Origin of the sequence: Agrobacterium leguminum (genome assembly GCF_005144435.2) — a bacterium.
GTDB lineage: Bacteria > Pseudomonadota > Alphaproteobacteria > Rhizobiales > Rhizobiaceae > Agrobacterium > Agrobacterium leguminum.
The window spans coordinates 1,412,512-1,436,483 of record NZ_CP120212.1 but is presented as its reverse complement, the minus strand read 5'-3'; the positions used below and the strand labels follow the sequence as shown (position 1 = coordinate 1,436,483).

The 23,972-nt window shown below is 60.6% G+C and carries 23 protein-coding genes and 1 tRNA gene; 16 read left to right on the top strand and 8 right to left on the bottom strand.

The features are described 5' to 3' along the window. Positions 1 to 103: 103 nt before the first annotated feature. From CFBP4996_RS21225 to CFBP4996_RS21205, 5 genes are all read left to right on the top strand, one after another. On the top strand, positions 104 to 1,015 hold the full coding sequence (locus CFBP4996_RS21225) for a LysR family transcriptional regulator (protein ID WP_059756184.1): 912 nt from the start codon (positions 104 to 106) through the stop codon (positions 1,013 to 1,015). 244 nt (positions 1,016 to 1,259) lie between these two features. Then, positions 1,260 to 1,523 carry a spike base protein, RCAP_Rcc01079 family gene (locus CFBP4996_RS21220; RefSeq protein WP_080853897.1) on the top strand — a complete coding sequence of 88 codons (264 nt, stop codon included), beginning with the start codon at positions 1,260 to 1,262 and terminating at the stop codon, positions 1,521 to 1,523. Positions 1,524 to 1,710: 187 nt separating this feature from the next. Next, positions 1,711 to 3,378, top strand: coding sequence for a phosphoethanolamine transferase (locus tag CFBP4996_RS21215; protein WP_080853898.1), 1,668 nt, complete (start codon positions 1,711 to 1,713; stop codon positions 3,376 to 3,378). 65 nt (positions 3,379 to 3,443) lie between these two features. Then, entirely contained in the window at positions 3,444 to 4,097 is a 654-nt protein-coding gene (locus CFBP4996_RS21210) for a response regulator transcription factor (RefSeq protein ID WP_020010073.1), read from the top strand. Between the two features lie 22 nt (positions 4,098 to 4,119). Further along, positions 4,120 to 5,457, top strand: a complete 1,338-nt coding sequence (locus tag CFBP4996_RS21205; protein ID WP_080853899.1) for a sensor histidine kinase — start codon at positions 4,120 to 4,122, stop codon at positions 5,455 to 5,457. Between the two features lie 62 nt (positions 5,458 to 5,519). Here CFBP4996_RS21205 and CFBP4996_RS21200 read toward each other — a convergent pair whose 3' ends face one another. After that, positions 5,520 to 6,824 (bottom strand): MFS transporter, encoded by a 1,305-nt coding sequence (locus tag CFBP4996_RS21200; protein WP_020809219.1) that lies wholly within the window; start codon positions 6,822 to 6,824, stop codon positions 5,520 to 5,522. A gap of 290 nt (positions 6,825 to 7,114) precedes the next feature. Here CFBP4996_RS21200 and CFBP4996_RS21195 point away from each other — a divergent pair, with 290 nt between their 5' ends. The 5 genes from CFBP4996_RS21195 to CFBP4996_RS21175 all read left to right on the top strand — a co-directional run bounded on the left by CFBP4996_RS21195 (position 7,115) and on the right by CFBP4996_RS21175 (position 12,660). Beyond that, a complete protein-coding gene (locus CFBP4996_RS21195) occupies positions 7,115 to 8,227 on the top strand; it encodes an RHE_PE00001 family protein (protein ID WP_080853900.1) in 1,113 nt (370 codons plus the stop codon). Between the two features lie 257 nt (positions 8,228 to 8,484). Next, positions 8,485 to 8,715, top strand: a complete 231-nt coding sequence (locus CFBP4996_RS21190; RefSeq protein WP_003522093.1) for a helix-turn-helix domain-containing protein — start codon at positions 8,485 to 8,487, stop codon at positions 8,713 to 8,715. A 232-nt stretch (positions 8,716 to 8,947) separates the two neighbouring features. Continuing rightward, positions 8,948 to 10,198, top strand: a complete 1,251-nt coding sequence (locus CFBP4996_RS21185) for an adenylate/guanylate cyclase domain-containing protein (protein ID WP_059755966.1) — start codon at positions 8,948 to 8,950, stop codon at positions 10,196 to 10,198. A gap of 213 nt (positions 10,199 to 10,411) precedes the next feature. After that, a complete protein-coding gene (gene iolG / locus CFBP4996_RS21180) occupies positions 10,412 to 11,404 on the top strand; it encodes an inositol 2-dehydrogenase (protein ID WP_003522091.1) in 993 nt (330 codons plus the stop codon). Between the two features lie 371 nt (positions 11,405 to 11,775). Further along, positions 11,776 to 12,660, top strand: coding sequence for a DMT family transporter (locus CFBP4996_RS21175; protein WP_059755971.1), 885 nt, complete (start codon positions 11,776 to 11,778; stop codon positions 12,658 to 12,660). Between the two features lie 10 nt (positions 12,661 to 12,670). Here CFBP4996_RS21175 and CFBP4996_RS21170 read toward each other — a convergent pair whose 3' ends face one another. Both CFBP4996_RS21170 and rocF read right to left on the bottom strand, forming a co-directional pair. Beyond that, positions 12,671 to 13,726, bottom strand: a complete 1,056-nt coding sequence (locus tag CFBP4996_RS21170; RefSeq protein WP_080853901.1) for an ornithine cyclodeaminase — start codon at positions 13,724 to 13,726, stop codon at positions 12,671 to 12,673. A 13-nt stretch (positions 13,727 to 13,739) separates the two neighbouring features. Further along, complete coding sequence (rocF, locus tag CFBP4996_RS21165) at positions 13,740 to 14,660, bottom strand: arginase (RefSeq protein WP_035264543.1); 921 nt, start codon at positions 14,658 to 14,660, stop codon at positions 13,740 to 13,742. A 129-nt stretch (positions 14,661 to 14,789) separates the two neighbouring features. Here rocF and CFBP4996_RS21160 point away from each other — a divergent pair, with 129 nt between their 5' ends. Together CFBP4996_RS21160 and CFBP4996_RS21155 are read left to right on the top strand one after the other, a co-directional pair. Continuing rightward, positions 14,790 to 15,227 carry an Lrp/AsnC family transcriptional regulator gene (locus CFBP4996_RS21160; RefSeq protein ID WP_003508428.1) on the top strand — a complete coding sequence of 146 codons (438 nt, stop codon included), beginning with the start codon at positions 14,790 to 14,792 and terminating at the stop codon, positions 15,225 to 15,227. Positions 15,228 to 15,350: 123 nt separating this feature from the next. Next, positions 15,351 to 15,424: transfer RNA gene (locus tag CFBP4996_RS21155), tRNA-Gln, on the top strand. 75 nt (positions 15,425 to 15,499) lie between these two features. Here CFBP4996_RS21155 and CFBP4996_RS21150 read toward each other — a convergent pair. The 5 genes from CFBP4996_RS21150 to bioB are packed head-to-tail and all read right to left on the bottom strand — an operon-like array spanning position 15,500 to position 20,646. Then, on the bottom strand, positions 15,500 to 16,486 hold the full coding sequence (locus CFBP4996_RS21150; RefSeq protein ID WP_080853902.1) for a 3-oxopimeloyl-[acyl-carrier-protein] synthase BioZ: 987 nt from the start codon (positions 16,484 to 16,486) through the stop codon (positions 15,500 to 15,502). Between the two features lie 56 nt (positions 16,487 to 16,542). Continuing rightward, the gene (locus CFBP4996_RS21145; protein WP_080853903.1) at positions 16,543 to 17,838 is read right to left on the bottom strand and encodes an adenosylmethionine--8-amino-7-oxononanoate transaminase; all 1,296 of its coding nucleotides are present in this window, start codon (positions 17,836 to 17,838) and stop codon (positions 16,543 to 16,545) included. Continuing rightward, positions 17,835 to 18,473, bottom strand: a complete 639-nt coding sequence (bioD, locus tag CFBP4996_RS21140; protein ID WP_080853904.1) for a dethiobiotin synthase — start codon at positions 18,471 to 18,473, stop codon at positions 17,835 to 17,837. The genes CFBP4996_RS21145 and bioD overlap by 4 nt, the downstream gene beginning before the upstream one ends. Then, positions 18,470 to 19,615 carry an 8-amino-7-oxononanoate synthase gene (locus CFBP4996_RS21135; protein ID WP_080854827.1) on the bottom strand — a complete coding sequence of 382 codons (1,146 nt, stop codon included), beginning with the start codon at positions 19,613 to 19,615 and terminating at the stop codon, positions 18,470 to 18,472. The genes bioD and CFBP4996_RS21135 overlap by 4 nt, the downstream gene beginning before the upstream one ends. Beyond that, the gene (gene bioB / locus CFBP4996_RS21130) at positions 19,612 to 20,646 is read right to left on the bottom strand and encodes a biotin synthase BioB (protein WP_080853905.1); all 1,035 of its coding nucleotides are present in this window, start codon (positions 20,644 to 20,646) and stop codon (positions 19,612 to 19,614) included. Before bioB ends, CFBP4996_RS21135 begins: the two co-directional genes overlap by 4 nt. A gap of 234 nt (positions 20,647 to 20,880) precedes the next feature. Between bioB and CFBP4996_RS21125 the strand changes: the two genes are divergently transcribed. From CFBP4996_RS21125 to CFBP4996_RS21110, 4 genes are all read left to right on the top strand, one after another. Further along, positions 20,881 to 21,327 carry an acetyltransferase gene (locus tag CFBP4996_RS21125; protein ID WP_080853906.1) on the top strand — a complete coding sequence of 149 codons (447 nt, stop codon included), beginning with the start codon at positions 20,881 to 20,883 and terminating at the stop codon, positions 21,325 to 21,327. 99 nt (positions 21,328 to 21,426) lie between these two features. Next, entirely contained in the window at positions 21,427 to 22,326 is a 900-nt protein-coding gene (locus CFBP4996_RS21120; protein WP_162936050.1) for an AraC family transcriptional regulator, read from the top strand. An 85-nt stretch (positions 22,327 to 22,411) separates the two neighbouring features. Next, positions 22,412 to 23,368 (top strand): hypothetical protein, encoded by a 957-nt coding sequence (locus CFBP4996_RS21115; protein ID WP_080853907.1) that lies wholly within the window; start codon positions 22,412 to 22,414, stop codon positions 23,366 to 23,368. Between the two features lie 134 nt (positions 23,369 to 23,502). Next, positions 23,503 to 23,913, top strand: coding sequence for a hypothetical protein (locus CFBP4996_RS21110; protein ID WP_080853908.1), 411 nt, complete (start codon positions 23,503 to 23,505; stop codon positions 23,911 to 23,913). The last annotated feature ends 59 nt before the right edge of the window (positions 23,914 to 23,972 follow it).

Here is a 23,972-nt window from a genome sequence, read left to right as displayed (position 1 = left end):
GCGATCCAATAAGCGCAGCCGGTTTTTTTCAGAACTATTGATTATGAAAACTCACAGCGATAATAGCTTGGAATTATTCAAATCTGCCGGAAAGGCCGTGACGATGGGCAGGAAACCGGCAAGCCGGGCAGAAACATTCGAATTGCGCCACCTGCGCTATTTCACCACGCTGGTGGATGAGCGCAATTTCGAGCGCGCCGCCGCCCGCCTCGGCATTGCCCAGCCGGGCTTGAGCCAGCAGATCATGGCGCTCGAACAGATTGTCGGCATGCCGCTTCTCGACCGCACGCGCCGCTCGGTGAAGCTGACCACGCCCGGCCAGCTTCTCTACGAGGATGCCCGGAAAATCCTCGCCAATGCCGAGGCGACGCTTGCGGCGCTCAAACGCGTCGACCGCGGCGAAACCGGGCGCATTTCCATCGGTTATGTCGCCTCGGCCGCCTATTCCGGCCTGATGATCCGGTCCATCGCCAGTTTCCGCGCTTCCCATCCCGATGTGGAGCTGCAATTGATCGAAATGGAGATGCGGCTGCAACTGGCCAAGATTGCCGACGGCAATCTGGACTTCGCCTTCATCCGCCCGCCCGCGCCTGTTCCGGAAGGTGTGACAACCCATGTGGTACTGCGCGAACCGCTGATGGCCGCACTTCCTGAAAACCATCCCCTGGCCTTTGCGCTGCAGGTCGATCTGAAAAACCTTGCCGGTGAGACCTTCATTACCCCGCGACAGCCGCCGGATGTCGGCTTTCACTACAATACGATAGAGGCCTGTAATGAAGCCGGGTTCCAGCCGGCGATCACCCCGGAAGGCAGGGACTACACCACGATTGCCAGCATGGTGGCCATCGGCCTTGGCGTCGCGCTGGTGCCGCGCTCGCTTAATTGCCTGAGGCTGCCCGGCGTGCGCTACGTGCCGCTTGCCGCCAGTTCCACGACCTCGGACCTCGCCATCGCCCACCGGAAAACGGAAGCCTCTCCCGCCGTCAGGGCCTTCATTCTCCATATGCGCAATTGAAGCGGCAGCACCCGCCCGCCTGTCGATCCCGTGGACGAAAAATCCGTCATCACCCGTTTACGCCGCATCGGCGGCAACAGGCGGGGGGCGGCGTAACCGTATGGGATTGCGAAAAGAATGACGCTCTTGCGGGCCGGCCGAACACGAGGCCGAAATTCTGTCCGGATATTTCCTGTCCCCGCTTTTCCCCGTGGCCGCAGCGCACCCCATAATCGCGGCAGATTTTAATTTACGGGAGACAGCAATGGCTGAGACTTACGAACACCACGCCGCCGGCCTCGAATCCCCGGCATCCCACGCTTTCGATGTCGTTCCGGACGATACGAGCCCGCTTCCTTCCCCCACCCGCGCCATCTATGTGGGCAATGGCGGCCATCTCTGCCTGACCCTGCTTTCCGGGGCGACGGTGACCTTCCAGAACCTGCCCGCAGGCAGCCTGCTGCCGGTCAGGGCCACGCGCATATTGGCAACGCGCACCACCGCCACAGGCATCGTGGGCCTCAACTAAGGGCTCTATTGTCTCGACAATCTCAAACACCACCACCGAGCGGCCACGACGGAGTGTGACACTTTCATGACAAGCTTTCAGGTTGATGTCAGCAAAATGACGCATCCGCCATTGATCGGCCCATGCGGCAACCTGGACGGCGGCGTTTTCGCCCCGTCTCCGTTGCCGCCGGCCTATTGGAAATCTGGTGGATCTGACAGTGGCTCTTTTTACCGCGAAAGCGACGGGAACAGTAACATATCGTCCGGAAATCGGCAGCGTGCCGCTCAGCCTGCTGACGGCGGCCTATCTGCTGTTTTTCACGAACCGGACATTCTGGTCGAAGGTTCACACCTATCTTTCCGCCTATCCGGTCGCCATCGTCGCGCTTTATGCCGCCATGGCCGCCTTTCTCGGCGCCCTCATCATCATTTTTTCCGCCAAATATCTCATCAAGCCGTTTTTGATCTTCCTGGTCTTCGCGGCGGCGGCCGCTTCCTGGTTCATGGATCGCTACGGCATTGTCATCGACAGCGACATGATCCGCAACGCCATGGAGACGACACAGGCGGAAGCCGGCAATCTGATCACGCCTGGCTTTCTCTGGCACATGGCGATTTACGGACTGGTGCCGTCCCTCCTCATCGTCGCCGTACGTGTGCGCCACCGCCCGATCCTCGACAAGCTTTTGTGGAACACGATCAGCATCGTGATCTGTCTTTCCATCGCCGGCATCATCAGCTTCGCCAATTCCAAGACCTTCACCACCGCCGTGCGCCAGCACAAGGATATCGTCAAAAGCGTCAATCCATTGTCGCCGATCATGTCGGCCATTCATTATTTCACGCTGGCGGGGAAGGAAGTCGATATTCAGGTCAGCCCGGTCGGCGGGGATGCGAAAATTCTGCCTTCATTGGGCGGCGTCCGCAAACCCCGCATCACCGTCATCGTGGCGGGCGAGACGGCGCGGGCCGCGAACTTTTCCCTGAACGGCTATGGGCGCGATACCAATCCCGAACTTACAAAACGCGGCGTGATCTATTTTCCGAACACGACCAGCTGCGGCACCGCGACGGCGATTTCCATTCCCTGCATGTTCTCGAAGTTCCCGCGTTCGCAATATAGCCACAAAAAGGCGCTCGCCAATGAAAACGTCATGGATGTTCTTGTCCATGCCGGGGTCAGTGCGACATGGCTGGACAACAATACCGGCAGCAAGAACGTGGCCGACCGCATCCCCTATTTCGACCTGCCCTCCACCAATGACAGCCGCTTCTGCACCGGCGGGGAATGCCGCGACGATATCTTCTTCGACAAGCTCGACTCCTGGCTCAACAACGTCACCAGGGACAGTGTCATCGTGCTGCACCAGATGGGCAGCCACGGGCCGACTTATTATCTGCGCTATACCGACGAATTCCGTAAATTCACCCCGGATTGCCGCACGGCCGAGCTTGGCAACTGCTCCGACGCGGAGATCGTCAACTCCTACGACAACACGCTTCTTTATACCGACCATTTCCTCTCCACCGTGATCGACAAGCTGAAGGCCCGTTCCGACAGGCTGGCGACGGGCATGATCTATGCGTCGGACCACGGTGAGTCGCTTGGCGAGAACGGCGTCTACCTGCATGGCGCGCCCTATCTGCTGGCGCCCGACCAGCAGACCCATGTGCCGTTTCTCGTCTGGTTCGACGACGACTTTGCGAAATCCATGGGGCTCAACAAAGCCTGCCTCGCAAAAACCGCGGCAGAGGGCGGGCGCTCGCACGACAATTATTTCCACAGCATCCTTGGCATGATGAATGTCTCCACTTCGGTCTACGATCCCTCGCTCGATGTGTTCGGCGGCTGCACCCAGCGCCAGAACAGCTGAAACACCGTGCTTGACGCTTATCCGGAGAAAGAGATACGCAGGACGAAGCGATAGAGGGAGCTGTCTTGCGGGTTCTGCTTGTTGAAGACGATCATGTGCTGGGCGAAGCGCTGCGGGACCATGTCGCAGCGGCGGGTCATGCTGTCGACTGGTTCAAGACGCTCGGCGACGCCATGGCGGCGACGCTGACGATGGGTTACGGCCTCATCCTGCTCGACATGCGCCTGCCGGATGGCGAGGGCATCACCCTTCTGCAAAGCCTGCGCCAGCGCGACGATGCAACGCCGGTGATCATTCTGACGGCTCATGACCAGGTCTCCGACCGGATTGCCGGGCTGAACGCCGGTGCAGACGATTATCTCGTCAAACCCTTCGATCTCAACGAGCTTTCGGCCCGTATGCTGGCGGTCTCGCGCCGTTACGAGGGGCGTTCCGCTCCCGTCATCCGCCTGCCCGGCATCGAGATCAACCAGGTGGCGCGCAATATCACGGTCGATGGAACGGCGCAGACGCTGAGCGCCCGGGAATGGGCCGTGCTAGAAAAACTCGTCGAACATCCCGGCGCGGTCGTCTCGAAAGCGCAATTGCACGACACGCTTTATGAATTCGGCGCGGAAATAGAAAGCAACACGGTCGAGGTCTATATCAGCCGGCTGCGCAAGAAAATCGGCCATGACCGCGTCGAAACCGTGCGCGGCGTCGGCTACACCATCCGATAGGCAGAATTACAAGCAGGCAGAAATGGCCAGACCGACCAGCATGACCCGCAAGCTCGTGACGGCGCTGACCAGCGTTGTCGCCATATCCTGGCTTCTCGCCTGCGGGCTGGGCGTCATGGTGATGCAGGACGAATTCGCCGAAATTTTCGACGCCGGCGTTGAGGAAACCGCCGAAAGACTGCTGCCGCTGCTGGTGGACGACCTCAGGGAAAACAATACCGCGCCTGCCGCGCAAAAGCTCAACCAGACGTCGGAACGGGCGGAATATCTGACTTATCAGGTGCGCGACCGGGAAGGACAGGTGGTGCTGCATTCGCATGACAGTTCGACGGAGCCTTTCGAGGTCTCGCTCGAACCCGGCTTTTCCGAAACCGCGACCCAGCGCATCTTTACGGTTGCGACACCGGACGGCAATTATTTCCTGCAGGTCGCCGATGCCTTCGCCAATCGCCGCGAGGCGATCGAAGAGGCGGGCACCGCGCTGCTGCTTCCCGTTCTCATCCTCATTCCCGCCAGCATTTTCGCCGTCATTGTCGTGGTGCGCAGAACGCTGCGACCGATACAGACCCTGCGCGACGACATCGGCAAAAAGGACGGCGGCAATCTCGCGCCGCTGCCGACGCAACCCTTTCCGGGCGAACTCCATCCCATTGCCCGTTCGGTCAATCTGCTGCTCGGACGATTGCGATCGGCAATCGAGGCGGAACGGGAATTCACCGCCAACAGCGCCCATGAATTGCGCACGCCGATTGCCGGCGCGCTGGCGCAGGCGCAGCGGCTGCATGCCGACATTCCGCCGGAACTTGCACCGCGCGTGGAAAACATCGAAAAATCCCTGCAGCATCTCGCCCACCTGGCCGAAAAACTGCTTCAGATGTCGCGCGCGGAAGCGAGGATCGGGGTCACCGACACGGCAAACGATCTCATCCCCGTTCTCGAACTGGTTATCGATGACATGATGAGAACGGCCATCGGTTCATCCCGCATCCGCTTCACCAATCGCTGTGAAGGCGGCCTCTCCTGCAGGATCGGCGCGGATGCCTTCGGCATCGTCGTCCGTAACCTCCTCGAAAACGCGCTGATCCACAGCCCGGCGGAAAGCCCGGTGCAGGTCGTCGCCGAAGCGGACGGCACGATCCGCATCGTCAATTCCGGGGCGACAATCGACGCGGCGCTTCTACCCAAGCTGACGACGCGTTTTACCAGGGGCCAGACCACGGCGGACGGAACCGGGCTTGGCCTTGCCATCGTCAAGAGCCTGGTGGAGCAGGCCGGCGGAGAGCTGGTGCTTTCCTCTCCGGCACCGGGCCGGCAGGACGGTTTTGAGGCCCGCATCGTCCTTCCCGCCGAAACCGCCTGAATGCCGAAAAGAAAAAGCCCCGTCGGAAGGACGGGGCTTTTTCCGGTATGGATGGGGGTCGCTCAATCCTCGTGGATATGGCTGTGATCGCGCGTATCGCGCATCTTCACATAAACCACCAGCGACAGGGCGATCATGATCGTCACATACCAGAAGAACCAATTTTCGTGGCCGATCTGCTTGAATTTCAGAGCCACGAATTCCGCCGTTCCGCCGAATATGGTGTTCGCCAGCGCATAGGGCAGAGCCACGCCAAGCGCGCGGATATGGGCGGGGAACATTTCCGCCTTCACCACCGCATTGATGGAAGTATAGCCGGTAACGATCAACAGGCCGACTAGCACGAGGGCGAAAGCCATGATGGGATCGGTCGTCGTCGCAAGCGTGCTGAAGATCGCATAGGTGAACAGCGTTCCGAGAATGCCGAAGCCGACCATCAGCGGCTTGCGGCCGATCCTGTCGGACAGCGCACCCGCAATCGGCTGGCACAGCATGAAGACGAAGAGCGCCGCCGTGGTGATTTCCGTGGCGCTTTCCTTGCTGAAGCCGGAGGTGTTGACGAGGAATTTCTGCAGATAGGTCGTATAGGCATAAAAGGCGAGCGTGCCGCCGGAGGTGAGCGCCATAACCATCAGCGCTTCCCTTGGATAGTGCTTGAACAGCGCCCATCCGCTGGACTTCGGCTTGTCGGCAGCGCCGGTCTTGGCGTTTTCGAAGGACTGCGTCTCGACAAGGCCGCGGCGGATATAAAACACCGCAATCGCCAGAAGGCCGCCAATGAAGAAGGGAATGCGCCAGCCCCAGGAGCCGAGCTGTTCCGGCGTCAGAACCCGCTGCAGCACCAGAAGCACCGCCAGCGCCAGAAGCTGACCGGAAATGAGCGTCACATACTGGAAGCTGGAGAAGAAACCACGGCGGTTCTTGCCGGCCATTTCGCTGAGATAGGTTGCGCTGGCACCATATTCACCGCCGACGCTGATGCCCTGCAGAAGCCTTGCGAAAACCAGAATGGCCGGCGCGGCGATGCCGATCGCCTCATGGCCGGGCGTAATCGCGATCAGCAGCGAACCGAGACACATCAGCGTGACGGACAAGGTGAGACCGGCCTTGCGGCCCTTGCGGTCGGCATAGGTGCCCATGAACCAGGCCCCGATGGGCCGCATCAGAAATCCGACGGCGAAAACGGCGGCCGCGCTCAAAAGTTCGGCGGTCTGGTTTCCGGAAGGGAAAAACACCGGCGCGAAATAAAGGGTGAAGGCCGAATAGACATACCAATCGTACCATTCGACGAGGTTGCCCGCCGATCCGCCGATAATGGATTTCAAACGGGTTTTCTGGTCCGGCGCGGTGGCGGGACCATTTGCCATAATATTCACGGGTAAACTCCAATTCATCTTCGTCTGGAGATGGAAGGGCGAACGGAAGGTGTGATAATTTGTCGCTCTCGGTGGGGGTATATACCCGTCATGTTGCAGTGCGCAAGTTTATACCGCACCGCGATATTGCCGAAAAACCAGCCATGGCGGCTTAAGCCCTCCCGATTCCCGGCCTTCCGCCACCCTTTTTTCAGCAGATTTTCGGGTGGAAACCTCAAAAGTAAAACCGCCCGACTGTGATCCGCCTTGTAAGCCGCCCGCGCTCAAACTAAAAAATATCAATGATTTACGATATATCGGACATCCAGATCGAAAAGCTCCTCATTGCCGCCGCCCGTGCCGGCGAGGCGCTGGCGCGGCTGGACGAGCGGATCGACCGATCACCGATGAAACACGGCTTCATCGAAAGACAGGATTTCACCGATGCGATTTCCTCCATGTGGGTGGATGGCGAACTCGTTCACATGGAAGATCTGGTGCTGCATGACGCGCATATGGATGTGCGCGCACCAACCCATGAAATGACGGCGGCGCACCGGATTCTCCGCTCGAGACGGCTGATCTTTTCCAATGCTCCCGGCTGGGCCTTTACCGCGCCGGGCCTTTCAAGGCTACGCGGCAGGGCGGCACTTGCCGAAGAGCCAGCGCCTCCCAGACAAGCGCTCGATCACTCCCGCGATGAAGACACCGACGCTGAGGAGGAGGAAACATCGCTGGATGGCGCTTTTTTCGAGCTGGACGCGCTTCTGGCGCGAAGCGCCGCAACGCTCGATGCGATCACCACCGGCAGCGCGCTTCCGCCAATGCACAGGGAGGAAAGCCATGCGATCATCAACGAACCCGACTGGGACGAGGATGAGCGGCTGAAAGAATGGTGGGACGTCCATGCGCGGACGGAGGAACTGCCGGCGATTCTTCGCACCGCCATCCTGCTCGACGCCTGGAACATGATCGAGGTGCTGCAACGCAGCCCCTGGCTCGGTCGACTTCTGGCCTCCGCCTTTCTGCGCGACGGCGCCGTCACGCCCGATCACCTGCCGGCCCTCAGCGCCGGTCTCCGCGCGGTCCCGCGGGAGCGCCGGCACGCCCGAAACCAGACGCAGCGCGTTCTCGCACTTCTCGACAGCTTTTACGAAGCGGCGCAAGCCGGCATGAAGGAACATGACCGGCTGACCCATGCGCGAGAACGCATGATGCGCAAGCTGGCCGGCCGGCGTTCCTCCTCGCGCCTGCCGGAACTCGTGGAGCTTGTCGTCTCCCGACCGGTGGTTTCGGCGGCGATGATCGTCAAGGAACTTGGCACCACGCCGCAGGGCGCGATCGGGCTCGCCAACCAGCTGGAATTGCGGGAAGTGACGGGTCGCGGCCGGTTTCGCGCCTGGGGCATGCTGTAGCGAAAGCCGCCCCCGCCCCTCGCAAGAGTCCCGAAAAAACGGCGGTATCTCGGCCTTTTTCCGGCAAAGACGTGCCGCAGAAATGCAGCGATCACGAATCTTAACAAAATTTAACTATTGCGTAGGTCGATGAAGCCGCTATGTTCCTCGCTGCGTTGCAGCACCGATTTTCTTCTCCGGCAACGCGGTCGCATTCGGCCCCGGCAACTTTTTTTTGCCGCCCGCATTTAAGTGTCCATTCTGAGGGAGATGCAATAATGACAATTTCAATCTCACAACCCGATTCCGATCACGAAACCGATGCTCCTTTTGCCAAAAAGGTTCTCACCGCGCGCAATCTCGCCGGATATACGGTCGAACAGCTTGCCGTGACCTGCGGCCTGACCACCAGCGAAATACGCGCGCTCGAAGACGGCACGGACAGCGATCCGCTGCGCATCAGACGCGTTGCCGCAGCCCTTCATATTCCTGTCGAAACCGTTATCTGATCCACCTTAGCGATCATCAAAAATCTCAGCGCCGCCGGGGACGATGTTCCAGGGAACATCCGGGCGGCGCGCGTGACCCGATGCCGCCAGTCCCTTCCGGAACATTTTCCGCGCCCCTCTCTTAACATTTTCGTTATCCGGCACCACATGGGGTTCACGAGCGACCATGTTCGGCCGAGTGCAACATGTGCCCCGCTTGTGCGAGAGCAGCAACAACCTCCGGAATCCTGCCATGACACTAAGTCTCGACACCGAAGAACGGGTTTCTTCAGCATTGGATGAATTGTGGCCAGCGGAAAAGACGGAAATTCTCGACTGGCTGATCACCGGCACCAAGGACGAACGCTTTATCGACGAGATATTCGTCGAGCTCTGCAACAGGCTGCGGGCGAGCGGAATTTCCGTCGCCCGGGGCGTGCTCGCTTTCCGCATTCGCCATCCGCAATGGCTTGGCGCGCGCATTCTGTGGAAAGCCGGCCTGTCCACCGCCGAGATCGCCACCTACGGCTATGGGTCTGAAAATACGCCCGAATATCTGAACAGCCCCATCAACGACATTCATCAGGGCGCCACCGAAGTCCGCCACCGGCTGAACGGAGAGGACATCGATGAGCCCGGCTATACGATCTACGAAGACCTGCGGGCCGAGGGGCTGACGGATTATTGCGCCTGGCCGATCGAGCACACTTTCGGCAAGCGCCATGTCGCCACCTTCTCCAGCGACCGGCCCGGCGGTTTTTCCGACAGCGAAATCCTCGCCTTGAAAAACCTGCTTCCGGCGCTCGCGCTCGTCAGCGAAATACGCCTGAAAAACCGCATGACGCGCACCCTTCTGGAGACCTATGTGGGGCCGCATGCCGGCGAAAAAATCCTCAATGGCGCTACTACGCGCGGCAGCGGCATGACGGTGGGTGCGGCGATCCTGATCTGCGACCTGCGCAATTTCACCCATATTTCCGACCTTTGGCCGCGTGACGATGTCATCGAGCTTCTGAACGGTTATTTCGACGCCATGTGCGATCCCATCGAGGAATTCGGCGGCGAAATCCTGAAATTCATGGGTGACGGGCTGCTGGCGATTTTCCCGCTCAGCGACCCGCAGGCTTGCGAAAACCTGCTGAAGGCCATCGCCAGCGCGCAGAAGAGCCTCGTTGCGCTGAATGAAATCAATTGCCGCAAGGGCCACGATCCCCTGGGTTACGGCATCGGCGTGCATGTCGGCGATGTCATGTATGGCAATATCGGCTCGAAGACCCGCCTCGATTTCACCGTCATCGGCCCGGCCGTCAATATCGCCTCGCGGCTGGAAACGCTGACCAAGGAGACCGGGCGCAATGTGCTTTTCTCCGAGGAATTCGTGCGCATGGCCGGATATCAGGGAAAGCTGGAAAATCTCGGTCCATGGCTGCTGCGCGGCCTCGAAACCCCGGTCGAGGTATATGCCCTGCCCCACAATGCGGCCCTGACAGCTTCGGCCGATTGATTATCGCTAGGAGCTTTTAACGACACCGGCCATCCGCGCCGCATGACCTTCCTGAAGGAGTGATTTCGGCCGTCTGGATCATCGTCAAAACGCTTGACACGTCTGCGATGTCGATCTAGCAAAATGGAACATATATTCCATATCGAAATATTGCTTGCATTCATATTCTGTCTTTCCGGGAGTGAGAGACGGGTGTGAGAAACCGGAGGAAAGATGGTTACGAAATTGGCACTGCTCGGCGCTGGACGGATCGGCAAGGTCCACGCCAAGGCGATCACCACCGACAGCCGTGCGCAGCTGGTGGCCGTTGTGGACGCCATGGCCGGTGCTGCGGAAGCAATCGCCCGCGAGGCGCAGTGCAAGGTCAGCACGATCGATGAGGTTCTGGCCGACAAGACGATCGACGCCGTCATCATCTGCACCCCGACCAACACCCATGCCGACCTGATCGAGCGTTTCGCCCGCGCCGGCAAGGCGATCTTCTGCGAAAAGCCCGTCGATCTCGATGTCGCCCGCGCGGAAGCCTGCGCCAAGGTGGTCGAGGAAACCGGCGCGAAGGTGATGCTCGGTTTCAACCGCCGTTTCGACCCGCATTTCCAGGCCGTTCACAAGGCAATCGACGATGGCCGCATCGGCAAGGTGGAAATGGTGACCATCACCAGCCGCGACCCCGGCCCGCCGCCGGCCGAATATATCAAGGTCTCCGGCGGCATTTTCCGCGACATGACCATTCATGATTTCGATATGGCCCGTTTCCTGCTCGGCGAGGAAGTGGAAAGCGTATTCGCCACCGGTTCCGTCCTCGTCAATCCGGAAATCGGCGCGCTGGGTGATTTCGACAGCGCCAGCATCATCCTGACGACGAAAAGCGGCAGGCAGGCGATCATTTCGAATTCCCGCCGCGCGACCTATGGTTACGACCAGCGCATCGAAGTGCACGGTTCGCTCGGTTCGGCAGCGGCCGAAAACCAGCGTCCGGTTTCCATCGAAATCGCCAATGCGGATGGCTACACCCGCCCGCCGCTGCATGATTTCTTCATGACGCGTTACACGGCGGCCTATGCCGCGGAAATCACCGCCTTCATCGACAGCATCGAAAACAATGTCGCGCCGTCGCCTTCCATCAAGGACGGTCTGATCGCGCTGAAACTGGCCGACGCCGCGCTGAAATCCGCGACCTCGAAGACGGCCGTGAAGATCGGCTGAAGGCCTTAAGCGCGACGCCGCATGTGGGCACGAACCCCACCAGATATGTTGCCGTCATCCTCGGCCTTGTGCCGAGGATCTAAACACGTCGAATACAACCAGCAAGTCGCAGATCCTCGGGACAGGCCCGAGGATGACGTCGGTGCAATTGGCATGAATTAAAGACTTGCGCCTTTTCGAGAAATCTAAACCAGACAGTAGCGCAGGCTAAGCCGGCAATCCGCCTGCCGAAAACGCAGCTTCCACACTTGCATGGCAGCTATTCGGAAAATAAGGTTGTCTGACAAGGTACGGCCGTAACATATGGCTGTTACCCACCTCATTCACCCCGAATACTCTTTTGCCGGCGGCAGTCGGATAGCGGTTTTTTCATGCCATCACCCAGGACCGGCTTTCTTTATGCGCTTGTCGCTTTCACGATCTTTGCGGCGCAGGATGGCATATCGAAACATCTGGGCAGCGCCTATCCGCCGGTTTTTATCGCCATGCTGCGATACTGGGCCTTTGCCGTCTTCGTTCTTTTGATGGCCGCAAGGTCGGCGGGCGGCATTCGGGGCGCCGTCATGGCCAACCGTCCCTGGCTGCAGATCGGCCGCGGTGTGCTTCTGGCCGTACAGATCGTCATTTCGATCTTCTCCTTCGCCGTCGTCGGGCTGGCGCACAGCCATTCCATCCTTGCCTCCGCACCGCTGATCGTTGCGGCGCTGTCCATGCCTTTGCTGGGAGAACATGTGGGCTGGCGGCGCTGGAGCGCCATTTTTGTCGGCTTCATCGGCGTTCTCGTCATCCTCAAACCGGAGGGCGACGGTTTCGACAACCGGCTGATGATCACCTTCGTGGCGACCTTCATGCTGGCGCTCTACAGCGTCCTGACCCGCCTCGGCAGCAAAAGCGATTCGGCGATGACAAGCTTCTTCTACACCGGCGTGGCCGGTGCGGCGGCCCTGACGCTGGTCGGTCCGTTTTATTGGGTCAGCATTGAGCCGCAGGATTGGGGCTGGATGCTGGCGCTGTGCATCACCGGCATGAGCGGCCATTATTGCCTGATAAAGGCGTTCGAACTGGCGGATGCGGCCTCCGTGCAGCCCTTTTCCTATTATCAGCTGGTGCTCGTCTCCATCATTGGCGTCACCGTCTATGGCGAAGTGGTGACGTCCAATATGGTCATCGGTGCGGCGATCGTCATTGCCGCCGGCCTCTTCACCATCTGGCGCGAACATGTGGTTGCCCGCAAGAGCCGCCGGGAGACGAAATAGGCAGAAAACCCTAGACGAGAGCCGCCTCACACCGCAGCAGCATTCCAAACAAGTCACGCGGCTCATCCGGATCGGCCAGCAGATCGAGCTCCGTATAAAGCCCGGTGGATGGCAGCTTCGAGCGCACGTAACGCAGCGCCGAAAAATCTTCCGTCGCGAAGCCGACGCTGTCGAACAGCGTGATCTGTCGCTCACTTGCCCGCCCCTGCTTTTCACCGGTTATGACCTGCCAAAGCTCGGTGACGGGATAATCCGCCGGCAATTGCTGGATTTCACCTTCAATGCGCGTCTGCGGCGGATATTCGACGAAAATATCCGACCGCAACAGGATGTCCCGGTGCAACTCCGTCTTGCCGGGGCAATCGCCGCCAACGGCGTTGATGTGAATACCGGGCCCGACCATGTTGTCGGTCAGGATCGTCGCATATTGCTTGTCGGCGGTGACGGTGGTGATGATATCCGCCCCTTCGACCGCTTCCTGTGCGCTCTCACAGATCTTGATGGCAAAACCCTGCCCGGCGAGATTGCGGGCGCATTTTTCGCTGGCGGACGGGTCGATATCGAATAGCCGCAGCGTGTCTATACCAAGAATCGCCTTGAAGGCGCGCGCCTGGAATTCGCTCTGGGCGCCATTGCCGATGATGGCCATGGAGCGGGAATTCTTGCGGGCGAGATATTTTGCGGCGACAGCGGAGGTGGCCGCGGTGCGCAGCGCCGTCAGGATGGTCATCTCGGTCAGAAGCAGCGGATAACCATTGCCGACATCGGAAAGCACGCCGAAAGCCGTCACCGTCTGGCGGCCTTCCTTCATGTTCTTCGGATGGCCGTTGACATATTTGAAGCCGTAAAGCGTACCATCGCTGGTCGGCATCAGTTCAATCACGCCTTCCTTCGAATGCGAGGCGATGCGCGGCGTCTTGTCGAAGCTTTCCCAGCGGCGGAAATCCTCTTCCACCGCATCGGCAAGCTCGCGCAGGAACGTATCGATACCCACGCGCAGCACGAGTTTCATCATGTGATCGACGCTGACGAAGGGCACGATATTGAGGTTCGGTATCACGGTCATCGCATCACACCTTTCAGCCGGCCCGTGTCGGGCGGTCCATAACCCGCTTGCCCATCAGGCTGGCGGCGAGATCCACCATCAGCGTCGCGGTTCTGCCGCGCTCGTCGAGAAACGGGTTGAGCTCCACCAGATCGAGGCTGCAGACCAGCCCGCTATCATGCAGCATTTCCATGACCAGATGCGCCTCGCGGAACGTCGCACCGCCCGGAACCGTGGTGCCGACCGCCGGCGCGATGGACGGTTCGAGAAAATCGACATCGAGACTGACATGCAAAAGCCCGTTTGCCGCCTGAACCCGCGCCAGAAACGCCCGCAGCAGAACGGCGACGCCATGCTCGTCTATAGAGCGCATGTCGTGCACGGTGATGCCGCTCTTTTCCAGTGCGGCCCTTTCGGCCGGATCCACACTGCGGATGCCGATCATGCCGATATTGTCTTCCGGAACCGCATGGGAAAGCGGCGGGAAATAACCGGCAAATCCCTCTCGCCCACTGAAATAGGCGACCGGCGTGCCGTGCAGATTGCCGCTGCGCGTCGTCTCAAGCGTATGATAATCGGTATGGGCATCGAGCCAGAGCACGAAAAACGGCCGGCCGGTCTCAGCCACCCGGCGCGCCATGCCGGCGACCGTCCCCGCGGAAATCGCATGGTCGCCGCCGAGAAAGATCGGCACGGCATCCGCGCTTTCACGATAGGCAGCCTCCGTCAGCGCCTCGGTCCAGGCCACGGTTTCAGACAGATGATGCACGGCGGGATTGGGATGGTTAAATTCGCGGAAGGTCGCCGGCGTCACATTGCCGGTATCGACAACGCGATGCCCCAGTTCTTCGAGGGCATGAGCAAGCCCCGCGACGCGATAGGCGCTCGGCCCCATTTCGCATCCCAATTGCCCGGCCCCGATCTGCAGCGGCGCACCGATCAACCTGATTTCCATTCCCGTCCTCGCTTTCCTGCCAACAAGCCCAGTTCACCACAGTGATATGGCGAAATGAACATCAAATATTGGCAATATTATCGAAATAAGCTATCGATCTGGTAAAATTTATTTATCGAATTGGTCATCATGGATAATCTCGACGAACGGCTCATCACCCTTTTGCGACACAATGGCAGGCGCAGCATTTCCGATCTCGCAATCGAGACGGAAACCTCGCGCGCCACGGTGCGCTCACGCATCGAAAGAATGGAGAACGACGGCACCATCATCGGTTACACCGTCATCCTGCGCGCCGATGCGGTGGAGGCCGCGATCCGCGGCATCATGATGATCGAGATTGAAGGCCATGTGACGGACCGCGTCATCCGCACCCTTGGCGGTTTTCCGGAAATATCGGAAATCCACAGCACCAACGGCCGCTGGGACCTGATCGTGGAACTCAACGCCGCCACGCTCAGCGATTTCGACGCGGTACTGCGCCGCATCCGCCTGGTGCCCGGCATCACCGGCAGCGAGACCAGCCTTTTGCTTTCCACCCCGCGCTCCACCCGGGCACGGCTCTGAGCCGGGGAGCAAAACGCAAAACAGGAATAAAACGCATTTTTCGATTTTTTCGACTTGCGCCCCGGAATAAATCATCTATATGACGACCCACCAAAGCGAACGCGCCACGCGCTTCAAAGCTTTTGGGGAATAGTTCAATGGTAGAACAGCGGACTCTGACTCCGTCGATCTTGGTTCGAATCCAGGTTCCCCAGCCAAATTTCTCCAAATGAAATCAGCTTCTTGAGTTTTGAATATTGCACGGCATCGCGACGTCCCGTGCCCGGCATCGTTCACCCGCGATAAACCACCGCTCCACCCGTCATACCGGCGCCGGCGGCCGTCAAAAGCAGGGTTTCGCCTTCCGCAAAAGGCCTTTCGGCATTGGTGACGGAGAGCGAAAGCGGAATGGTTGCGGCGGAGGAATTGCCGAAGCTTTCTATGGTGCGGACCGTCTTTTGCCTGTCAATGCCGAGATTGCCGCAGACGGCGTCGAACATGCGGGCATTGGCCTGATGGGGCACGAAACGGTCGATATCGGCTGCCGTCATTCCGGCTTGATGCAGCACCCTTTGCGAGGTCTCGGTCATCAGCGTCACGGCACGGGAAAAGACTTCGCGGCCGTCACGCATCGTCATCAGCGCCTCCTCAGTGGATGTATCGGCTGAGAAGGGCTGGCTGCTGCCTCCCGCCGCTATCTGGATCAGATCGTAACCGCCGCCATCCGCAACGAGATCGGCCGACAAAAGCCCGCGCTGCGCCTCGCCGGAAGGCTTGAGTACGACGGCGCCGGCGGCATCGGCGAACAGGACCGCGCTTGCCCTTTCCGCCGGATTGATACGACGGCTCAATATATTGGCGGCAACGACGAGGACGGCGCGGCCGTGAGTGCGGACAAAGCCATCCGCAAGGGTGAGCGCATAAAGAAAGCCGGAACAGGCCCCGGCGAGATCGATCGCGCCGGATCTGGCAAGGCCCAGCCTGTGGGCGAGCAGCGGCGCCGAGGGCGGCAGAAGGTGATCCGGCGTGGAAGTCGCAAGCAGCGTCAGCGCGATCTCGTCGGAGCCGATTTCGGCATCTTCCAGCGCAATGCGGCCGGCTCTCGCCGCAAGGCCGCTCAGAGTGTCACCCTCTTGCGCCCAATAGCGCGTGCGGATGCCGGTGCGCCGCTCGATCCAGCCGGCTTCCAGCCCGAGACTGGTCTCTATCTCGGCACTGTCGACGCATCGTGACGGAACGGCGTGACCAAAACCGGCCATGCGGGAAGAACGGGTCTGCATTGTCAGGACTTTCGGAGACGGTTATGGAACAGGCTGAACATGGCCGCACCCCGTTTTCACGCGATGCCGAGCGCGCGCGATTTTAGTGAAGCGGTTTCGGTGACGATCCCGGCCACCTCATCGATGGCGTCAAAGGCACTGGCCAGATCTTCCGCCGTCGAACAATAGGGCGGCATCAGGTAAAGCACATTGCCGAGCGGGCGGATGACGAACCCGCGCTCGCGGAACAATTGCCGCATGCGCGGCCCCACCTCGGCGAGATACCCGCCGGCGGGCACCACGAGATCGAGCGCCGCGATGGTCCCCACCTGCCGAATGCCGGTGAAACGCCGGTCCTCCGCAAATCGCCGGAGATTGTCGCGCAGCACCCGTTGCAATTGCCCGATGCGTTGAAGCACGGGCTCATCCCGCCAGACCTGAAGATTGGCGACAGCGGCAGCACAGGCAATCGGATTGGCCGTATAGGAACTGGAATGGAAAAAGGTCTTGCGACGATCCGTCGAAAAATGCGCGTCGAAAATCTCCGCGCTGCACAGCGTTGCCGCCAGCGGCAAGGAGCCGCCGGTCAGGCCCTTGGAGGTGCAGAGAATATCCGGGGCAATACCGGCCTGTTCGCAGGCGAACATGGTTCCGGTTCTGCCCCAGCCCGTCATCACCTCGTCTGCAATGACGAGGCAGCCATGGCGTTCGGCGATCTGTTTCATCCCGGCCAGAACATCCGCGCGGTAAGTCCTCATGCCGCCCGCCCCGAGCACCAGCGGCTCGACCAACAGGGCGGCGATACGGCCTGAACGGCAGACGTTTTCGAACATGTCCAGCGTGTGCTGTTCGCTGCCCGCTTCCGGAAAAGCCAGCCGGTCGACGCCGAAGAGCAGCGGTTCGTAAGCGGCATTGAAGACACCGCGCTCTCCGGTCGACATGGTGCCGATAGTGTCGCCGTGATAGCCATGCTCCATCACCACGATACGGTCGCGCTTTTCTCCGCAATTGTGGAAATATCCCAGCGCCATTTTCAGCGCCACCTCAACCGCCGTCGAGCCGCTATCGGAATAAAACACATGGCTTAGCCCGGCGGGCGCAAGCTCGATCAGCCCGCGCGCCAGCGTTTCGGCGGGTTCATGGGAGAACTCGGCGAAAATGACCTGATCGAAGGCCTCTGTCGCGGCGCGGATGGCTGCCATGATCGCGGGATGCCGGTGCCCGTGGGTGATGACCCACCAGGAGGAAATGGCGTCGAACAGGCGATTGCCGTCCTCATCGACGAGAAATGCGCCTTCCGCCGATACGACGCGTCTCATCGGCGGTTCCAGCCCATGCTGGGTGAAGGGATGCCAGACAGGGGAACGGCTCATGCCGGCGCCTCCAGAAAATCAGCGAGATTGAAGTGTCGGGCAAATGCCCGATGCAACGCCGCAGCCGTCATCTCCGGCAGGCGCGGCAAACGGCCGAGCGGGCGAACGGCGCCGATATTGGCGATGACGCGCTCATTTTCCCGGTTCTCGTCTCCGATGAAGACCACGCCCTGCACGGGAATGGCGCGATGCCGCAACGCCTCGAGCGAGAGCAGCGTGTGGTTGATGGTGCCGAGAGACGTTCTTGCGCACAGCACAAGCGGAATTTGCCAGCGGGCGAAGATATCGGCGAAGAGCACCGTGTCCGTCAGCGGCACCAGAAGCCCGCCCGCCCCCTCGATCACCAGAGGTCCATCCGTTTGCGGCGGCAGCAGCAGCGTGGGGTCGATCGTTACATCCTCGAGGCGGGCCGATAGATGCGGCGAAGCCGGCATTTTCAGGCGATAGGCCTCCGGCAGGATGCGCGCGCGCGGCACGCCACCCAGCCGTTCCACCGTCTCGCTGTCTGTTTCTTCCTCCAGCCCGGATTGCACGGGTTTCCAGTAACAAGCCTGCAGGGCATGGGTCAGCGCTGCGGAAAAAACCGTCTTGCCGATGCCCGTATCGGTGCCGGAGATGACAAAACGAGGGCTCATCTTCGCTCCTCCGCCAGCGAAAGGGCAAGCAGCCCGATCATATCGGCGATCTGGCTCTCATCCACATTGAGCGTGATGGCGATGCGCAGGCGCGCCGTGCCCTCCGGCACCGTCGGCGGGCGGATCGCGCGCACATCGAAACCGCCCTCCCGCAGATGCGCGGCGATACGAAGCGAACGGGCGTTGTCACCGATCATCACCGGCAGGATCTGCGAACCGCTGGGCGCAACGCCGAGCCGGGAGCGAAGCTCTTCCCCGGCAAAGTTTACCAGCTCCGCCAGCCGCAGGCGTCGCCATGGTTCATCGGCGACGATGCGCAGGGCCTCCCGCACCGCCGCCGCCATCAGCGGCGAAGGCGCAGTCGAATAGATGAAACCACGGGCGCGGTTGACGAGGTAGTCGGCGAGCACCGCCGGCAGGCTCAAAAGCGCGCCTGAAAGACCGAGCGCCTTGCCGCAGGTGTGCAATGCCACCACATTGCCCCGGCCTTCCAGCTCCGCGGCAAGACCGCGCCCACCGGGGCCGAAAACACCGGTGGCATGGGCTTCATCGACGACAAGGAAGCCTCCGTGTTGCCCGGCAAGATCAGCCAGGGCCGAAAGGGGGGCACGGTCGCCATCCATAGAATAAAGGCTTTCGACGGCGATCCATGGTCGGCCCCGGCCACCCTCCTGCCGCCAGCGGATTATTTCCCGTTCGAATGCCTCGACCTGATTATGCGGCACGGCGATCGCCTTCGCCTTGCCGGCTGCAATGCCGTCATGGACGCTGGCATGGATCAGGGCGTCGTAAAGGACAAGGTCTTCCCGCAGTGGCAATGTGGAGAACAGCGCGACATTGGCGGCAAAACCGCTGCCGAAATAGATCGCTTTTTCCGCCCCGAAAAGCGCCGCCGCTTCCGCTTCCAGCGCCTCATGTTCGCGGTGGTTGCCACGCAGCAGCCGCGAGCCGCCGGCCCCCACCGGCACACCCCTTCCGATGGCGTCAGCAAATGCCGCCTTCAGCCGGGGTGAATCGGCAAGGCCAAGATAGTCATTGGAGGTGAAATCGATCCCCTGTTGAGGAGCGAGCGCGCGCAGCCGCGATTTGCGCTGCAGGCCGGCAAGCTTCGCCTCATAGGGGGAGAACGCCGCGCGGTTCACCGGCACCCTCCCGCCTCCCCAGACTGCAATTCCGTGGACTGCAGTTCCATCGGCTTCAGGCCAAGACGACGGAAAAGCGCCGTGTCGTGGTCCTCACCCGGATTATCCGCCGTCAGCAGCGTCTCGCCGATGAAGATGGAGTTGGCGCCGGCCAGGAAACAGAGCGCCTGCGTCTCATCGCTCATCTCCGTGCGCCCGGCCGAAAGCCGCACATGCGAACGCGGCATGAGGATGCGCGCCAGCGCGATGGTGCGGACGAAATCGATCGGATCGACGGGATCGGCCTTGGCCAGCTTCGAGCCGGGGATCGGGATCAGCATGTTGATCGGCACGCTTTCCGGCGGCACCGGCAGGTTGGCGAGCGTTACCAGCATCGAGATCCGGTCTTCCACCGTTTCCCCCATGCCGAGAATGCCGCCGGCGCAGACCTTGATGCCGGCATCGCGGACATTGGCGAGCGTTTCCAGCCGGTCCTCGAAGGTGCGGGTGGTGATGATCTGCGAATAGAACCGCTCGGATGTGTCGACGTTGTGGTTGTAGTAGTCGAGACCGGCATCGGCCAGCCGTTCGGATTGCTCCGGCGTCAACATGCCGAGCGTCATGCAGGTTTCCATGCCGAGCGCCTTCACGCCCTCGACCATGGCCACAACGGCCTCCATGTCGCGCTCCTTGGGATTGCGCCAGGCAGCCCCCATGCAATAACGCGTCGCGCCGCCTTCCTTCGCCTTGCGCGCCTCAGCCAGCACCCGCTCCACTTCCATGAGTTTGGAGGCCTTAAGGCCGGTGGGGTTGCGGGCGGACTGGCTGCAATAACCGCAATCCTCCGGGCAGCCGCCGGTCTTGATGGATAAAAGCCGGCTCATCTGGATGGCATTGGGATCGAAATGACAGCGATGCACCTGCTGGGCGCGGAACAGGAAATCGTTAAAAGGTAAATTATAGATAATTTTGGCTTCTTCGAGCGACAAGCCGTTGCTGAAACCCGCAATCGGAGCTGGATTTCTGTCGATTTGCGTGACGATCTGGTCCATCTGTCGATCTTTCCCTCAAAATAAATAGATAGAAGTTCTTTTTATCTATTTTTTTCGAACTGCTTTTTGCAAGCACTTTTTTCGAGAAAATTTTGTCGGCAGGAGAGATGGCGGCATATGCGGGGATCGGAACCGCCGGCTTTAAACGCTGAAATTCATTGAATACGCACGTGCTCACGGAAAAGATCGGGCCGGCCCATGGCGTGAAAAGTCCGCCCTTGCTAAGGGTGAGGCATGATCACACTTCGTCCCTCCGAGAGCCGCGACGCTTCCCGCATCCTCGACATATGGAGCAAAGCAGTCGACGCCACCCACGGGTTCCTTCTGCCGGCGGATCGCGTCGCGATCGGGCAGGAAGTCGAAGCTTTTCTGCCGCAGGCGCCGCTCACGCTGGCGGTCGATGTTTCTGATCGCCCTCTCGGTTTCATGTTTCTGCATGAAGGGCATATGGAGGCGCTTTTCATCGATCCGGACCATCACGGCCAGGGCATCGGCAAGGTTCTGGTCCAGCGGGCGCTTGCGCTCCACCCCGCATTGACCACGGACGTCAACGAACAGAACGCCGGGGCCATGGGTTTTTACCGCCGGCTGGGATTCGAACAGACGGGACACTCCGACCTCGACGGACAGGGGCGACCCTATCCGCTCGTTCATCTTCGATTTCGCGCAACGGAAAAATAGGCCGCCGGGATCGTCGGGGAGGATCAAGCCACGAACACCATAGTCCGCTTCGCAACCGACGATTTTCTGCCCGAACACCGCTTCGACCAATGGCGCGAAGTGCGCGGCAAAAGCCTGTTTGGTGTGACGATCGAGCTTGCGCGGGACCTTCGCCACAGCTTCAAGGGTTCGTTTCAGGCGCGCGCCGTCGCCGGCGCCGTGGTGACCGAGATGCGCGCTTCCTCTTACCGGGTGAACCGCACCGAAGCCGATATTGCCCGCATTGCCGGCGACAGCCTCTGCATCGGCCTACAGGTCAAGGGCTCCGGCTTTCTGCATGCCGGCAAAGATCAGGTTCACGCGGTTGGCGGCGGCGATATCACCATCAACTATTCCGACTTGCCCTATGATGCGATACCGGGAAACGAGGCGGATTTTCACTACAGGATGCTGAAAATCCCCGTGGATTACGAGGTCATGCTCGGTCAGGCCACCGATGACCTGTTTGCGACGCGTTATGCGGAAAACAACAGTTTCTCCCTGCCCTTCCGGGCCCTTTTCAACGCGCTGAACGCCGACCCCGGCAGGCTCATCGATCCCGCCCGCGATGTCACCCATATCGCCCGGCTTGCCATGACGGCGCGCGGGCGGCTTTCGCCCGCCATGCCGGAGGTGCGCGCTGCGCTCAGGACAGGGCTCTGTTATGCGGCACAGGACATCATGATACGGAAAAAATCCCGGCAGAACCTCACCCCTGCCGCCGTCGCGAGGGAACTGGGCATTTCGCTTCGACAATTGCACGTGGTTTTCGAGGGTGCCGAACTGTCGTTTTCCCGCACGCTCTCCTCCATGCGGATCGGGGAGGCGAAACGGTTGCTGCTGGCATTCCCCGCCTTGCCGGTCACGCAGATCGCCTATGGCTGCGGCTTCGACAGCCTCGCTACTTTCTACAGGGTATTTGCCGGCACCTATGGCATGACGCCCGGCGACGCCCGCGCTGCGGATATGCCGCCGGCTTAAAATTTCACCTCTGCGCGCAATGAGAAGACGCGCCATTTCAGCTCCTGTAAGGCCGATTGGATCATCCCATCCCGGAGCGCGGCCCATGACCAATTTTTTCGACTTTGCGATCTCCCGGTTGCCAGCCGCGACAGCCGATTGCCGCAGGCCAGCGCCCGGCGAAATAGAGGCGATGCTGCAAAAAGAGTCCTTCCCGGCGGCGCTGCGTCTGCTGGCGGGAAGTTTCATCGCCCTCTACGAAGGCTCGCCCGAGATGACCGCGCTTTTTGCGACGCGCCAGAGCCGGCTTCTGTGTCACGCGCTTCTGGCGCTCTATTTTCAGAAATGCAGCGCCCGTGAAACAGGAGGGGGAGAAGCCGCCCTGACGCGGGAAGATTTCGGCCATCTGGCGCTCCAGCATGGCCTCGCCAGCCATAGTGTCGCTTATGCCTTCTTCAAGGAGGCGCTGAAACGCGGAATGACGCGCCCGGCAGACCGGTCCAGCGATGGGCCCGACAATCGGCCTGGCAATGGACCCGGCAAAGGGATCGTGCCGTCAGCCCCGGCGCTGGCGATGCTCGCCCAATGGTACGACGTGCATTTTCAGGCGCTGGATCTGCTCGACGAGGGCTTCAGGGCATCACGTTTCATCAAACGGTCGGAGGCCATGCTTCCCCATATCCACCCCCGCGTATCGCAGGCGTTTCTGTCGCATCCGGAGGTGCGCTGCCCCGGCCCGCTTTCCATCATCTTCAACTGGTTCGATGCGGGCGGACTGCTGATGGACCGCCTCATCGCCGGCATCGACTGGGAAAGGCCGGCCGAACAGGGCAGGCGCCTGACCGATGTGGAAACCGTGACGCAACTGGCGACATCCCTCTCCCTGTCGCGTATCCACATCGGCCGCAAGCTAGCGGCGGCCGAACTGATCGGCGGCATCGGCTGGAGCGGACGACGCGGCCGTTCCGCACTCTGGATTTCGCAGGGTTTTTACGAGGAATATGCCCGCATGCAGGCCCGCAAGCTGCTTATTCTCGATGAAGCCTTCATCGACTTCGTGTGAGGTGCGGGCAGGCTGCAGGCCCTGCCGTTGCGCGTGCCGGCCTCGCTCCGCGTGAATGCGACATAACGGCTTTCGTCGATGGTTATGAGGGATATCCATTGACAAATCACAGGACTACAGCTTTTCTACGCAACATGCGTGAGATGTTGCGAACATCGAAATTGCTGGCCCTGTTGTTTAGACTGGTGATGATACTATCACTGGCTGGCTATAGTGTTTCCACCGTCAATGCCGCAATGCATCCTGCCGAAGCCGGTGGAATGCAGCACGATCAGTCCGCCATGATGGATCACGGCGCGACGATGGACCATGGCGGCTCGGCCATGATGTCCGACAGTCACGATCACAACGATATGGCCGAACAGGACGGCGGCGTCAAAAAGCCCGTCAAGCCGCAATGCTGCGGCGATTTCTGTCTCGGTATGGCGGTTCTGATCGGCCACGACACCATTGGCAGACCTGTCGTCAACAGCATCCGTTCCTTCCTCGACGACAGCAAGGCGCTGGGCCAGACCCCGCTCCTTCACCGCCCCCCGAATATCTGAACAGGCAAAGCCCGCCTTTGGGCAATGACCGTGCGTGAGTGGCTTTAGCGCCGTCGCGC

Bases quoted from the DNA above. Each gene is read 5' to 3' on its own strand.
- CFBP4996_RS21225 (WP_059756184.1), top strand. From the start codon at position 104: ATGGGCAGGAAACCGGCAAGCCGGGCAGAAACATTCGAATTGCGCCAC.
- CFBP4996_RS21220 (WP_080853897.1), top strand. From the start codon at position 1,260: ATGGCTGAGACTTACGAACACCACGCCGCCGGCCTCGAATCCCCGGCA.
- CFBP4996_RS21205 (WP_080853899.1), top strand. From the start codon at position 4,120: ATGGCCAGACCGACCAGCATGACCCGCAAGCTCGTGACGGCGCTGACC.
- CFBP4996_RS21200 (WP_020809219.1), bottom strand. From the start codon at position 6,824: ATGGCAAATGGTCCCGCCACCGCGCCGGACCAGAAAACCCGTTTGAAA.
- CFBP4996_RS21195 (WP_080853900.1), top strand. From the start codon at position 7,115: ATGATTTACGATATATCGGACATCCAGATCGAAAAGCTCCTCATTGCC.
- CFBP4996_RS21190 (WP_003522093.1), top strand. From the start codon at position 8,485: ATGACAATTTCAATCTCACAACCCGATTCCGATCACGAAACCGATGCT.
- CFBP4996_RS21185 (WP_059755966.1), top strand. From the start codon at position 8,948: ATGACACTAAGTCTCGACACCGAAGAACGGGTTTCTTCAGCATTGGAT.
- iolG (WP_003522091.1), top strand. From the start codon at position 10,412: ATGGTTACGAAATTGGCACTGCTCGGCGCTGGACGGATCGGCAAGGTC.
- CFBP4996_RS21175 (WP_059755971.1), top strand. From the start codon at position 11,776: ATGCCATCACCCAGGACCGGCTTTCTTTATGCGCTTGTCGCTTTCACG.
- CFBP4996_RS21170 (WP_080853901.1), bottom strand. From the start codon at position 13,726: ATGACCGTGATACCGAACCTCAATATCGTGCCCTTCGTCAGCGTCGAT.
- rocF (WP_035264543.1), bottom strand. From the start codon at position 14,660: ATGGAAATCAGGTTGATCGGTGCGCCGCTGCAGATCGGGGCCGGGCAA.
- CFBP4996_RS21160 (WP_003508428.1), top strand. From the start codon at position 14,790: ATGGATAATCTCGACGAACGGCTCATCACCCTTTTGCGACACAATGGC.
- CFBP4996_RS21150 (WP_080853902.1), bottom strand. From the start codon at position 16,486: ATGCAGACCCGTTCTTCCCGCATGGCCGGTTTTGGTCACGCCGTTCCG.
- CFBP4996_RS21145 (WP_080853903.1), bottom strand. From the start codon at position 17,838: ATGAGCCGTTCCCCTGTCTGGCATCCCTTCACCCAGCATGGGCTGGAA.
- bioD (WP_080853904.1), bottom strand. From the start codon at position 18,473: ATGAGCCCTCGTTTTGTCATCTCCGGCACCGATACGGGCATCGGCAAG.
- bioB (WP_080853905.1), bottom strand. From the start codon at position 20,646: ATGGACCAGATCGTCACGCAAATCGACAGAAATCCAGCTCCGATTGCG.
- CFBP4996_RS21125 (WP_080853906.1), top strand. From the start codon at position 20,881: ATGATCACACTTCGTCCCTCCGAGAGCCGCGACGCTTCCCGCATCCTC.
- CFBP4996_RS21115 (WP_080853907.1), top strand. From the start codon at position 22,412: ATGACCAATTTTTTCGACTTTGCGATCTCCCGGTTGCCAGCCGCGACA.
- CFBP4996_RS21110 (WP_080853908.1), top strand. From the start codon at position 23,503: ATGCGTGAGATGTTGCGAACATCGAAATTGCTGGCCCTGTTGTTTAGA.